This is a genomic window from Clostridium folliculivorans (genome assembly GCF_024341905.1).
GTDB classification, from domain to species: Bacteria; Bacillota; Clostridia; order Clostridiales; family Clostridiaceae; genus Clostridium_AR; species Clostridium_AR folliculivorans.
Window position 1 is genome coordinate 278,742 of the sequence record NZ_BQXY01000006.1, and the last position, 13,185, is coordinate 291,926.

At 29.3% G+C, this 13,185-nt stretch carries 11 protein-coding genes; 8 read left to right on the forward strand and 3 right to left on the reverse strand.

All coding sequences use genetic code 11. The features are described from left to right. Positions 1 to 75: 75 nt before the first annotated feature. Together OCU55_RS17595 and OCU55_RS17600 are read right to left on the reverse strand one after the other, a co-directional pair. Positions 76 to 1,152, reverse strand: coding sequence for a lactonase family protein (locus OCU55_RS17595; protein WP_261853595.1), 1,077 nt, complete (start codon positions 1,150 to 1,152; stop codon positions 76 to 78). Between the two features lie 144 nt (positions 1,153 to 1,296). After that, complete coding sequence (locus OCU55_RS17600) at positions 1,297 to 1,608, reverse strand: hypothetical protein (protein WP_261853596.1); 312 nt, start codon at positions 1,606 to 1,608, stop codon at positions 1,297 to 1,299. Positions 1,609 to 1,915: 307 nt separating this feature from the next. On the opposite strand from OCU55_RS17600, the gene cax reads away from it, so the two are divergent. Together cax and OCU55_RS17610 are read left to right on the forward strand one after the other, a co-directional pair. After that, complete coding sequence (cax, locus tag OCU55_RS17605; protein ID WP_261853597.1) at positions 1,916 to 2,965, forward strand: calcium/proton exchanger; 1,050 nt, start codon at positions 1,916 to 1,918, stop codon at positions 2,963 to 2,965. Between the two features lie 122 nt (positions 2,966 to 3,087). After that, complete coding sequence (locus OCU55_RS17610) at positions 3,088 to 3,393, forward strand: hypothetical protein (protein WP_261853598.1); 306 nt, start codon at positions 3,088 to 3,090, stop codon at positions 3,391 to 3,393. Positions 3,394 to 4,112: 719 nt separating this feature from the next. On the opposite strand, the gene OCU55_RS17615 is transcribed toward OCU55_RS17610, so the two are convergent. Continuing rightward, positions 4,113 to 4,250, reverse strand: coding sequence for a hypothetical protein (locus OCU55_RS17615; protein ID WP_261853599.1), 138 nt, complete (start codon positions 4,248 to 4,250; stop codon positions 4,113 to 4,115). Between the two features lie 493 nt (positions 4,251 to 4,743). Between OCU55_RS17615 and mnmA the strand changes: the two genes are divergently transcribed. From mnmA to plsY, 6 genes are all read left to right on the forward strand, one after another. Further along, positions 4,744 to 5,880 (forward strand): tRNA 2-thiouridine(34) synthase MnmA, encoded by a 1,137-nt coding sequence (gene mnmA, locus OCU55_RS17620; RefSeq protein WP_345795598.1) that lies wholly within the window; start codon positions 4,744 to 4,746, stop codon positions 5,878 to 5,880. Between the two features lie 242 nt (positions 5,881 to 6,122). Next, complete coding sequence (locus OCU55_RS17625; RefSeq protein WP_261853600.1) at positions 6,123 to 9,410, forward strand: ligand-binding sensor domain-containing protein; 3,288 nt, start codon at positions 6,123 to 6,125, stop codon at positions 9,408 to 9,410. Between the two features lie 148 nt (positions 9,411 to 9,558). Next, entirely contained in the window at positions 9,559 to 10,149 is a 591-nt protein-coding gene (locus tag OCU55_RS17630; RefSeq protein ID WP_261853601.1) for a hypothetical protein, read from the forward strand. Positions 10,150 to 10,463: 314 nt separating this feature from the next. Next, positions 10,464 to 10,898: an RrF2 family transcriptional regulator gene (locus OCU55_RS17635; protein WP_261853602.1), complete on the forward strand. Its 435-nt coding sequence runs from the start codon at positions 10,464 to 10,466 to the stop codon at positions 10,896 to 10,898. Between the two features lie 361 nt (positions 10,899 to 11,259). Continuing rightward, entirely contained in the window at positions 11,260 to 11,832 is a 573-nt protein-coding gene (locus OCU55_RS17640; protein ID WP_261853603.1) for a DUF3867 domain-containing protein, read from the forward strand. Positions 11,833 to 12,415: 583 nt separating this feature from the next. Next, complete coding sequence (plsY, locus tag OCU55_RS17645) at positions 12,416 to 13,018, forward strand: glycerol-3-phosphate 1-O-acyltransferase PlsY (RefSeq protein WP_345795600.1); 603 nt, start codon at positions 12,416 to 12,418, stop codon at positions 13,016 to 13,018. Positions 13,019 to 13,185: the final 167 nt, after the last annotated feature.

A 13,185-nucleotide genomic window follows, 5' to 3' on the forward strand; every position in this document is an offset into this window, starting at 1 on the left:
AACATCCGTAATTCGGTTGGTTTCAATAGATATAAATTGAGTCTAAGTAAAGGAACCCTTGTAAGTAATTAAAAATTATTCATTTGTTATTGATATGCAAACAGGATTTGGTACTTCTAAATCACACTCAAGTTTTTCTAATAGCCCAGTATCAGGATTTGCTTTATATATAATTATTGAATTTGTGTTTTGATTTGCTACGATTAAGAAATTTCCGCTTGGATCAAAGGAAAAATCTCTTGGACCTTCTCCAAAGGTTGATATATAATCAACAAAAGTAAGCAACCCAGAGCTGCTATCAATTGCAAAAATAGAGATGGTGTCGCTACCTCTATTGGAAGTATATAAAAACTTTCCATTAGGAGAAACTCTTATTGCAGCACCAAGATTATGGCCTTCGTAATCTTTTGGAAGAGAATTAATTGTTTGTAGCTTTGTTACAGATAGTTCATGGTCATCATAATTATATACATCCACATTAGCGTTAAGCTCGTTTATAACATAAAAGAATTTAAAGTCACTATGGAATATTAAATGGCGTGGACCAGAACCAGGTTGTGAGTGTATAACCTTTTTGTTATGCTCGTCCAATATACCAGTACTTTTATCAAATGGATAAAAGGTTATAGTGTCTCTTCCAAGGTCAACCACTGCTAGGTGTTTTTCACTAGGTGTAAGATAGCAATAATGAACATGAGGTTTTTCTTGGCGTTCAGCAACTACCCCAGATCCATCTCCGGTATGTCTAATAACTGATGTAGGGGCTGCTAGAGTACCGTCTTCTTTTATTGGAAGGACTGTTATAGTAGCTTCATGATAGTTTCCAGCAAAGACATATTTATAATCATTATCAAAAGAAAGATGACAAGGGGATTTTCCTTCGTCTAAAACAGTGTTTAATTCAAAAAGAGTATTATCATTATTTATTTTGAATGCTCTAACCCCTCCAAAATCTTGTTGTTTTAACACAGAATATAATAAGTTTTTTTCTTTGCAAGTAATTACATATGTAGGATGTGCAAGTGTAGCAACGGGCTGTAGATTGTTTACTTCATGGTTTTTGTGATTGAATTCAAAAGAATATATACCTTTACTATCACCGTAAGTATACGTTCCCACGTAAACTATGGATTTATTATTGTTTGTGCTCATACAATTAACCTCCAAATGTTATCTCAATATAAATTATGAGATTATTAAAAACTTTATAATAGTTTATTCTAGTTAAATTATACCTTAGTATAAATAGGTAGGTAAATGTATTATTTACTCTACCTATTTTCTAAAACAGAAAATTTATCCTAAAAATTCTGGAGTTTCTTGATAATCTGAGCGAATAGCCTTTTGTACTATAGTAAATTCTACGTTATCACTAATATCATCTACAGAAAACTCATATATTGTTCCGCAATTCTTACAGTGTAGAAAATCTTTTTCTTTAATTTTTTTTCTATCATCAAACATAAAAGGTGTTTCTTCTGCTCTTCTAATTGATCTATCAGAACTTGAACTGCTTATATCATAGGTATAAACATAGGTTGCTTCACGTTTAATCTCTAGATTATTACTAGAGCATTTTTGGCATTTTAAGTTACTATCCATACTCATAACAAAAATCCTTTCTATCACTAAAACTTATATAAAGATGAACTACTTCAATGTGAAATCTATTTTTAAAAATCCCACAATTTTTGGTTGGAAGATTTGAAGGTACTAATTTAATTATGAAGTAGTTTATCTATATATTATTGCTTTATAAAGCAATTTTTAAACAAATATATAATATTTGTTTAATTCGTGCAACAGTGTGGAAGTATATAATATAATTACAATTTTTATTGCAATTAGCAAGGTAATTTGGTAAATTGTTCAATATAAATATAACTTGGTATCATATTATTTTTAAGGGGGATTTATGAATAAATTATATTACTTATTTATTTTTATACCGATTTCTTTTTTATCTAAAGAAGTATTTCATCTTAGTCCAATACTAACCTTTATATTCACAGCTTTAGCAATAATACCGCTGGCTGGGCTCATGGGGGAAGCAACAGAGGAATTGTCAGTATACCTTGGATCAAGACTCGGAGGATTTCTAAATGCTACTTTTGGAAATGCTACTGAATTAATACTTGCTATATTTTCGCTTAAGGCAGGACTGTTAGAAGTAGTTAAAGCCTCTATTGCTGGGTCGATAATAGGAAATATTTTATTAGTTCTTGGGGCAAGTATGTTTATTGGTGGAACTAAGTTTAAGGTGCAGAAGTTCTCTAAAAACAGTATCAATTTTTCATTGAGTATGCTTACCTTCGCGATAATAGGGGTAATAATACCTGCTGCATTTACAAATAATATAACTGTAGATGATGTTAATCCTATGAAATATGAAAATTTGAGTGTTTTAATAGCTGTTATAATGCTATTTATATATATAAGTAGTTTGTATTTTTCGTTCTTTACGCACAAAGATATATTTGGAACTGAGCATGAAGCGCTTACAGGAAAGTGGAGCAAGAAAAAAAGTGTAATGGTATTAGTAATTGCAACTATATTTGTTGCTTTTGAGAGTGAGTTTCTTGTATCAAGTATCGAACCAATGACAGAACAATTGCATTTAAGTAATTTATTTGTTGGGCTTATAATACTTCCTATAATAGGAAATGCTGCAGAGCATTCAACTGCTATAGTTACCGCTCTGAAGAACAAGATGGATATATCAGTAGAGATAGCTATAGGATCAAGTCTACAAATAATCCTTTTCGTTGCTCCAGTGTTAGTGTTATTGAGCTTAGTCTTTACACCTATGGCCTTAATCTTCAATAAATACGAATTGATTTCTCTAGTATTAGCCGTTATAATTGCAAATAAGGTTGCATATGATGGAGAATCTAACTGGCTTGAAGGACTCCAATTGATGAGTGTGTACTTAATAGTTGCAGTGGCATGTTTTATAGTTGGCTAATAAAAATAGCTTTTATTATAAAGTGGTACCACTTTAGTATTAAAGATTATGATTTACTTAACATAGTTTATTTTAAGAATGCATAACTTTAGACATAAAATAGAGCTAAAGAGGTGATAAAAATGGCAAAAGTAAATGCTAGAAACAATGATTTTTTGAATACTGCAAAAACAAAAGCATCTCCCCAAATATATTCAATGTTGGTTGATTTGGTTAACGATGGTAATAAGGAGTTTGCTGAATTGGTTTTGAAAATAGATTATCTTTTGCAATATTCAAGTTCGTGTATAAAGGATAAAGACTGGGATGAAGCAAGAGAAAGTCTTGATAAAGCTAAAAATAGAATAGAAAAGTTAGAGGAAAGTAATATAGATACAGAGTATCTTAGATATCTCTATGAAGGCATAGAAAGTAAATGTAAGAAATAGGAGATGTTAAAGCACCTTTTGAAATTAAGTGGTCATTCATCCGATACTTTAATGAGCTTACGCAAAGAATTAATATGATTTTGTGATATTCCATGGCTAAAACTGTAAACTCACTACGTTCGAACAGTACAGTTTTTTACTCTTTATTATCAATGCCGTCTGATAAACTTTTTATATCTAAAAATTTAAGAAATGGAAGAGGGGATATAAAGCAAAAGAGTAAAAAGTGAGAATATGTCGCCTGCCAGAATTTCTTCACATACGTTCAGAAAAGGCAGATGCGCAAAAAAATCACTAATAAAGAACAATTAGCGATTTTTTGAGGCCATTCCATCTGAAAAAATCATTTAATTCTAATAGCTCGCTCACATAGCATCTCCTGCATAACCATTTAATTTCAATAATGTTGTTAAATTAGCAGCAATAAAACTTTAACATCAGAGTAATAATTCTACCCGCTGGAACATATAGATAAACAACTTGAATTAATAATATTTGTGTGCCAGGGGGAGATATTATGCCTGATAAGGGAAAGAGCAAGAGTGGTTCAACAAAAAATAATGGTAAGAAGCAAGATACTAAGAAAAATCCAAAGAAAAAGTAATCGTTTATAAACCAATAGTTTTACTTTGTTTAAGGAGTAAACAAACCAGCAGAAATGCTGGTTTTTTCATATGTACTATGTACGCTGAAATTAAAGTGTCTCTACTTCCGATGCTTTAATGAACTTCGCATAGAATTAATATGTTTTTCTCCAATGAAATAGCTAAAACTTTATAACTCACTACGTTCGGACAATAAAGTTTCCTAACGCTATCCCATTTCCGAAAAGCATTTAATTCTAGTTGCTTGTTCATATAGCATCTCCTGTAGAAACACTTTAATTTCAAAAGTATATTAGAAAGGAATTATAGTAGTAAAAAGTAAAAAGTAAAAATATATCGCCTGCCAGAATTTCTTCACATACGTTCAGAAAAGGCAGATGCGCAAAAAAATCACTAATGAAGAACGATTAGCGACTTTTTGAAGCTATTCCATCTGAAAAAATCATTTAATTCTAATAGCTCGCTCATAGAGCGTCTCCTGTAGAAACACTTTAATTTCAAAGGTATATAAAAAACTTATAATAGTGAAAAAAGAAGCGCTATTACCAATAATGTTTTGATAAACTTCGTTGAGAAATACCTGGATAAAACAGTACATTGAAAACAGGATTATTGTGTATTATAATACTTAACAAAACTATAGATGTACCAGTTGAACCAGAAAACTATGTTCAAAGCTTTTATGTGGTCTCAGTAGAAGCTTTGAAAATATAAATTCCATTATGAAGTGGTACGTAAATATATAATGAAAGGTAGATATACGAAGATGACAAAGGATCCAAAGGATACAAGAGTAGTTGTGGGTATGTCAGGTGGAGTTGATTCTTCTGTTGCGGCGCTGTTGCTTAAAAAGCAAGGTTATGAGGTTATCGGGGTTTTTATGAAAAACTGGGATGAGGAAGATGAAAGTGGCGTATGTACTGCAGTAGATGATTATGATGATGTTAGAAGAGTATGTCAGAAGCTTGATATACCTTATTATACAGTTAATTTTGTAAGAGAGTATTGGAATAAAGTGTTTCAATATTTCTTGTCTGAGTATAAAAAAGGAAGGACTCCTAATCCTGATGTAATGTGTAATAAGGAGATAAAGTTCAAAGCTTTCCTTGAATTTGCTATGAAGGTAGGAGCAGACTATATTGCAATGGGGCACTATGCTCAGGTTGACTTTAAAGATGGAGAATATAGATTGCTTAGAGGAAATGATTCTAATAAAGATCAAACATATTTTCTTTGCGAGCTTAATCAATATCAATTGTCTAAAAGCATGTTCCCTATAGGACATCTTAATAAATCAGAAGTAAGAAAAATAGCTAAGGAAAATGGACTCGCTACTGCAGATAAAAAAGATAGCACTGGAGTATGCTTTATAGGAGAACGTGATTTTGATAGATTTTTAGATAATTATCTTCCTGCTAAGAGTGGAAAGATTATGACTTTTGATGGGGAGATAAAAGGAGAGCATTTCGGGTTAATGCACTATACCTTAGGACAAAGAAAAGGATTAGGAATAGGTGGAGAAGGAGATCCTTGGTTCGTAGCTGAAAAGGATCTAGCAAATAATATCTTGTATGTAGTTCAAGGGGAGAAAAATTCTAAGCTATATTCATATGGACTAATGGCTACTGATGTTAATTGGATAAGTGATAAAGCAAAAATAGGTAGTTTTAAGTGCACAGCCAAGTTTAGATATAGACAAAAAGATCAACATGTAACAGTTCATATAAAAGAAAATGATTGTTGTGTAGTAGAATTTAACGAACCGCAGAAGGCGATAACCCCAGGTCAGGTTGTTGTGTTATATGATGGAGATAATTGTTTAGGTGGAGGAATAATAGATAGTTCCTTTAAAAATAAAGAGGAATTGAAAATATATATTTAGTATTCATAAAAAAGAAGGTGTTTAGATTAGGATAAGCATCTTCTTTTTTTACTATTTTACTGTTTATGTGTTAAATATGTGGATATAAATACATGAAATATAACTTTTGCTATTCAGAAAGGTTTATTAAAGTAACAGATATTATAAACCCTTTAATAGAATTTTATTTATAACAAAAAAATAATAGCACTTGAAGTTTAAGTAACTAATAAGGTAAAATAAATGTATATTTATGTTGAAATATGATAAAAGATGCAGAGGATAATCTTACAGCATTTGTAGGAGGGGTCTATATTAGTAAGGGCATTATAAAAAAATTAATAAACTTCATTATTATGTTTATATTATGTGTATCAATGGACATTACTAAAGCTAGCGCAATTGAAAGCGATACGAAATTCAAAAGAGTTGAAACCGAAAATGGATTATCTCAAACATCTGCTCAAGTTATTATTCAAGATTCAAAAGGATATATGTGGATAGGAACTTCTGATGGTGCCAATAGATATGATGGACATCAGTATAAGACCTATAAATATGAATTGGACACTAAGAACAGTCTTACTTCAAATAACGTAGATGATATTGTTGAAGATAACAATGGATTTATATGGTTAGCTACTAGCAAAGGATTAAACAAACTCGATCCGAGTAAAGAAAAGATAACAAGGTATACAAGTGATGAAAAGGATGTGAATACCTTATCTAGTAGCAATGTATGGGCTCTTTTAAAGGATAGGGATGGCAATATATGGGCTGGAACTACAGCAGGGCTGGATATATATAATAAAACTACAGATAGTTTTTATAGGTACAGCAATAACCCGAAGGATGACAATAGTTTAAGTAATAACTTTATAACATGTTTGTTTCAAGACTTGGATGGCTTGATATGGATAGGAACTAAAAACGGCCTTAATAGTTATGATCCTTCTAAAAAGCAATTTACAAGATATTTTAGTAACGAAAATGCAGATGGAACTAATGATAACAATTATATAACAAAGATATGTGAAGATAGTAGTGGAAATATATGGGCAGGTACATATGATAGTGGAATTAGAAAATATAACAAGTATAAGAATACTTATGTAGAGTATAGAAATAAAAGTGATGACAAAAGTTCAATTCCGTCAAATAGTATCCAAGCCTTATATAAGGATTCCTTAGGAAACTTATGGATAGGAACAAATAATGGCTTGAGTAAATACGACAGCGTTGCAAATAGATTTGTTAATTATAAAAACAAGTACTATGATCCAAAGAGTCTCGTAAATGATGATGTCGTAAGTATATATCAGGATAAATCAGGACTTATTTGGGTAGGAACCAATAAAGGAATAAGTACTTTCCAGCCTTATGTGAATTTTAAAAATTATTCTATGAATCCTGCTGAAAAAAATGGCCTTAGTGATGATATGATAAGCGGAGCATATGAAGATAATGAAGGAATACTTTGGGTTGGAACAAATTCTGGAACTCTAAATAGGGTTGATAGGTCTACTGGTGAGGTTAAGTACTATAAAAATGAGTCTAATTCTAGAATAACAAGTTTAACTGGAGATTCAGAGGGGCATATTTGGTTATCTACTGATAATGGATTATACGATTTTAATAGAAATACTAAAGAATTTAAATTGTACACTACTAGCGTTAAGAAAGATAAAACAGAAACTACTTCTATTGCAGATAAGAATGTTAAGTTTACATATGAAGATAAGAGTGGAGTTCTTTGGGTGTGTACAAGAGATGGTTTGGATTCTTTAGATATAAGTAGTGGTCAATTTACGCACTACAAAGATCTATTCAAGCAGAATGGTGTAACTGATAGCTTTATATCATATATATATGAAGACCGAGAAGGTATAATGTGGGTTGGCTGCGGTCTGGATGGTGGACTGATAAGATTTGATAGAAAATCAAATAAGATAAAGATATATAGAAATGACAGTAATGACAAAAATTCTCTTACTTCCAATAGTGTAAAATCTATAGCTGAGGATAGTCTAGGCAACATATGGATTGCGACGAATCATGGATTAAATAGACTAAATAAGGAAAAAGAGCAATTTGAAAGATACACAGAAAAAGACGGGCTTGTTAACAATTATTTGTATGGTGTTTTAATAGACGAATATAATAATCCATGGGTAAGCACTAATGGAGGAATCTCAAAGTTTGATGTAAATAAAAATACCTTTGTAAACTATGATGAGTCAGATGGACTTCAAGGAAATGAGTTTAATGAATATTCTTTTTATAAAAGTTTTTCTGGCGAAATGTTTTTTGGAGGTATAAATGGATTAAATAGTTTTTATCCATCGGAGATCATTCAAACTGGATATGCACCAACAACTTCCATACAGAAGCTTAAAGTTTTCAACAAGGATATTAATATTGAGAATGAAATACAACTTAAGTATAATGAAAACTACTTTACTTTTGATTTCTTTGTTACTGATTACAAGAATACAAATAAAAATGAATATGCCTATATGTTAGAAGGTGTGGATAAGGATTGGGTTTATTCATCCAATAGAAATATAGCGTCATATACTAATATAAATAGTGGTACTTATGTATTTAAAGTGAAAGGGAAAAACAGCAGTGGAGTTTGGAGTAAGCCAGCTAGTATAAAGATTATAATAACTAAGCCACCATGGAAATCAATTTATGCTTATTTGGTATATATTCTTATATTTGTAGCTGTTGTATATTTCGTATGGAACTATGTGAATATTTTGGAGAACTTGGTAAAACAAAGAACTTCAGAGCTTAAAAGTAAACTTGAAGAAAATGAACAATTGTATGCTAAATTAATTGACAATGAAAAATTCAAAAATAATTATTTTGTTAATTTGTCGCATGAACTAAGAACTCCTTTAAATGTTATTCTTTCTGCAGTACAATTGGTAAATAACTATGATGAGGAGCAGAATAGGATAAGTAAACCTAAACTCAAGAGTTACATGGATATCGTAGATAGAAATTCTAATAGATTGTTAAAGGTTATTAATGATTTAATAGATTCATCAAAAATAGAAGCTGGGCAGTATAAGCTTAGATTTATTGAGGCTGACATAGTTAATGTAGTTGAAGAAACAGCGCTTTCAATGAAAGACTATATTGAAAGCAACGGATTGGAACTTATAATTGATCCAGATATTGAGGAGAAAAAGATTGAATGTGCGCCTACTGAAATTGAAAGATGCGTGATAAATCTTCTTTCTAATGCAGTTAAATTCACAAATAAAGGTGGAAGTATAACAGTTTTAATAAATGACTTAGGTGAGTATGTGCGAGTAACTGTAAAAGACACGGGTATTGGTATATCCCAAGAAAATCAAGGGATGATATTCCAAAGATTTAGTCAAGTAGATAATAATTCTATGACTAATAAAATGGGGAGTGGAATTGGCTTGACTTTAGTAAAAAATTTGATTGATTTACATAATGGAACAATAGAAGTGAGAAGTAAATTAAACGAAGGTAGCGAATTCATAATGACTTTACCAACAAAAGTATTATAGAAATATAGCAGATTCCTAATGACCATATTTAGTTGTTAGGAATCTGCTGTTTTAAAAACTTATTTTTTAGCTTTACTATTATTTACAATAACAAATTTAGTTTATAATTATAAAATGTTATTATAATCAATTTAATTGGGTGAGTTTATTGAAAAGAATTAATGGTAAAAATGATACAGATAATTGCTATGAGTTTAGATACAATAATCGTGAGTGTGAAGTCAACGATAACTTAAGTAATAATGTAAATGAGTGGAGAACATATAATAATATAAGTTGTCAAAATGGTAATGTTTATTATAATGATAATAGAGTTTTTGTTTTTTTAAGTAGTTACATTTCTAACGGAAACTCAATAGTACCTTTCGCTAATTCAAATATACAAATAAGTCTAAGGAGTTTTATTATTGGTTTAGCTGTGCATCTTAAAGAAAATGATGGTGAATTATTGAGCTTTAATAATAATGTGGTTACTAATGATCCTATAAATAAAAGCTTATTTACAACGAGTAAAGGAGACAAAAATAGATTTATAGGAATATTATCAATATATAGTTCAAATGGTAATGCTATAACACAAAGTTTGAATTATAATATACAGATAAGTATGAAAACTTTTATCATAGTTTTGCTTAGCTACTATAGAGAAGCTATTCCTCAATTGTATTTTAGAAATAATAATTATGTGATTCCAGAAAGAGTTAATAGAGATTTGGAAGGATTGTTTATAGTAAGATAAAAGACTGATTTTATCAAAGTATAGAAACTAAAATTCAAATTAAATTAGGAAGTTGTACATCTGTAGTTGATTATATTATTTTAAATTTTGTATAATATAGATAGAATATATATAGTAGACATATATATAGTTTTTATACATTAATAATGTGCTTTCTTGATATTTTAAACTTTTATTTCAAGAATGATATTAATATATAAGGGTTACCTTGTATCATATATAAAGATGAAACACTTCAATCTGAAAATATAAATTTAATTATGAAGTAGTATGTCTATAGAATAAAAACATAAGAATGTAGGATGGGTGATTTTGTGAAAGTTTCAACTAAAGGAAGATATGGATTAAAAGCATTAATAGATTTAGCTATTAACTCGGGAGAAGAAACTGTTACTATTAAGAGTATTTCAGAGAGACAAAATATATCAGAAGGTTATCTTGAACAAATATTTTGTGTGCTTAGAAGAAGTGGCTTAGTAATTGGCAGAAAGGGTGCACAAGGTGGATATTCTTTGCCTAAATCTCCAAGTGAGATTACTATAGGAGAGATCTTAAGGATTCTAGAAGGTAGTTTGGTTTTAGTAGATATAAATCATGATAAGGATATAGATAGCTTAGATAAGTGTATAAATGATAATCTTTGGGATATGATAAATAAGAAAATAAATCACTATTTTGATTCAATAACCCTTGAAGATTTGGTTAATAAGTACAAAGATAGTAATGATAGTATCGTATATTTTATTTAAGAGATTATTAAAGGACTTTATTACTAAATAAAGTCCTTTAATTTTATCTATACTTATAAGAGTAAGTGAGGAATTATCTCTTCAAGTAAATGTTCTTAGGGAAAAGGTTTAAAAGTTCAAGTTTAAGAATTAATATAAATTAAACAAGTTTGAATACACTAGATTAGTTATTTTGGTTATACTAATCTAGTGTATTTAATTTAAAATCATATTTAAAAAATAACTTATATTTTGATATAAATATAATAAATATTTAATAGTATCTTAAGATTGATTTGTTATAATTAGATTAATGAATATTTTAGAATTTTCAATAAATTCATATAAATATTTTGGAACACTAGGAAGGAGCCGAAGTTAAATGGATGATAAGATAGTAGATTTTAATGAACTCAAAAATAAAGCGAAGGATAAGGATGTAGATAAGTTTGAGGATTATATCTACGGGTTGTATTACTCGGTAGCCCAGGGGACTTTATCTATGGCTGATTTCACTACAAAAATAATGAAGTATATGGAAGAAAATGATATTTCACAAGAAAAATTCTTCAATATGCAGAAAAAGCTTATGGAGAGATATGGGTTTGATTCTAGCTTTTTAGAAAATCAAGCTAATATTTTAGGTATTAATCCTAATTCTGTTGGAAACTTAGGAGCTGGTCAAAATTATGAAACCATAAGAAAAACTATTAGCTTTACCGAAAAATATAAAGGTAAGACAGTCCCTAAGAGTGTACTTACTTACAGTATTAGTAATAAAGTAAATGAGTTAGAGCTAATCTTGGAAGGTGACATAGTCATATTAAAAAGTAGTAAAAAGATTGATCTCCAAGATGTTGAGTTAAATGAATTTTTATGTTCTTACAAGAAGCTTCAAGATGATAAGAATTTGAAGATATCTATTTGTGAGAACGTAGGAGAGTATGAATATTGATTAGTGTAAAAAAGTACTTGTAAAATGCAGTGTATACTTAAGCTGAATCTATGAAATATGAATATTTAAGGGAAATAAATATTATATAGAAATATAAAAATAGAGCGAAGAAAATTAGTTCGCTCTATTTTTACTTTATATTGAAGAAAATCACTTAAGTTACTTTTTTATTATTCTGTAAATTGAACTGTATTATAATAGTTATTAAATATAAATTTGTTAAATGGATTGTATGTATATAAAATAATCGTAAAAATTAAAAAAAAACAATGAAAAATGTTTTCTTAAAAGCATTTTTCATTTATTATAGTAAAGGTAGATAAATTTAATGGTCAATTTATCAAGATATAAAGGGTATAATTATCTGAAAGATATAACAACTCCTTAAAAAAGTTAGTTGTAGGCAATGTTAAAAAGCCATATTGGACTAAGGTTGGTTAAAGTCAGATGTTTTAATGAATTTAATTTCTAAGGTGTTTTTAAACAGAACCTAATTATAAATTTCAAATGTGAGCTGTATATATCAAAATACAAATATTTGCATGTAACAACAAATGAAAGGAAATGAATTGAATTGATGGACATTTTAATATCTTTGGTTTTAAGTTTAATAGCATATTTGGCAGGATCTATACCTACAGGATACATATTGGTTAAAAAGATTAAAGGAATAGATATAAGAACAGTTGGAAGCGGGAATATAGGTTCTACTAATGTAAGAAGAATAGGTGGAACTTACATATCGCTAGCCACTCAAGTTGTTGATATATTAAAGGGATTACTTCCTGTAGCTATATCGAGCTATTTAATAAATAAAGGAATTATAAATATTAATTTTGATAAAAATATACTACTTGCTATTATAGGTATTAGTTCTATAGTTGGACATAACTATCCTATATTTCTAAAATTTAAAGGTGGAAAAGGCGTTAATACAACAGCAGGAGTGTTTTTGTTCTTAGCTCCTAAAGCATTAATTGCTGCAGCAGTGGTTTTCTTTATATTAAAGTTAGCTACATCAATAGTCTCAATCAGATCCATGATTCTTGCTATGGCATTAATTATAGCTGCTATATTATTTAAATACCCGAATCCTGTGGTACTTTGTACTGTGTTTGCAGCAGGTCTTCTAATATTTAGACATAAAGCCAATATAAAGAGACTAATAAAGGGTGAAGAAAAATAACAACATAATTTGAGCAATAATCTTAAATATAGATCCAATTTAAGCTATATTAAACTAAAAAAGTTTAATATAGCTTTTTTTATTCTTTAGAAAGTTATGTTTTAGATGCACAAAAAAACTTATGAATGATTAAGTTAAAGTGTGAAAAAGAAGATGTATGCTAAGCT

Excerpts from the sequence above, each read along its gene's own strand:
- OCU55_RS17595 (WP_261853595.1), bottom strand. The coding sequence starts at position 1,152 with ATGAGCACAAACAATAATAAATCCATAGTTTACGTGGGAACGTATACT.
- OCU55_RS17600 (WP_261853596.1), bottom strand. The coding sequence starts at position 1,608 with ATGAGTATGGATAGTAACTTAAAATGCCAAAAATGCTCTAGTAATAAT.
- cax (WP_261853597.1), top strand. The coding sequence starts at position 1,916 with ATGAATAAATTATATTACTTATTTATTTTTATACCGATTTCTTTTTTA.
- OCU55_RS17610 (WP_261853598.1), top strand. The coding sequence starts at position 3,088 with ATGGCAAAAGTAAATGCTAGAAACAATGATTTTTTGAATACTGCAAAA.
- OCU55_RS17615 (WP_261853599.1), bottom strand. The coding sequence starts at position 4,250 with ATGAACAAGCAACTAGAATTAAATGCTTTTCGGAAATGGGATAGCGTT.
- mnmA (WP_345795598.1), top strand. The coding sequence starts at position 4,744 with ATGAAAGGTAGATATACGAAGATGACAAAGGATCCAAAGGATACAAGA.
- OCU55_RS17625 (WP_261853600.1), top strand. The coding sequence starts at position 6,123 with ATGATAAAAGATGCAGAGGATAATCTTACAGCATTTGTAGGAGGGGTC.
- OCU55_RS17640 (WP_261853603.1), top strand. The coding sequence starts at position 11,260 with ATGGATGATAAGATAGTAGATTTTAATGAACTCAAAAATAAAGCGAAG.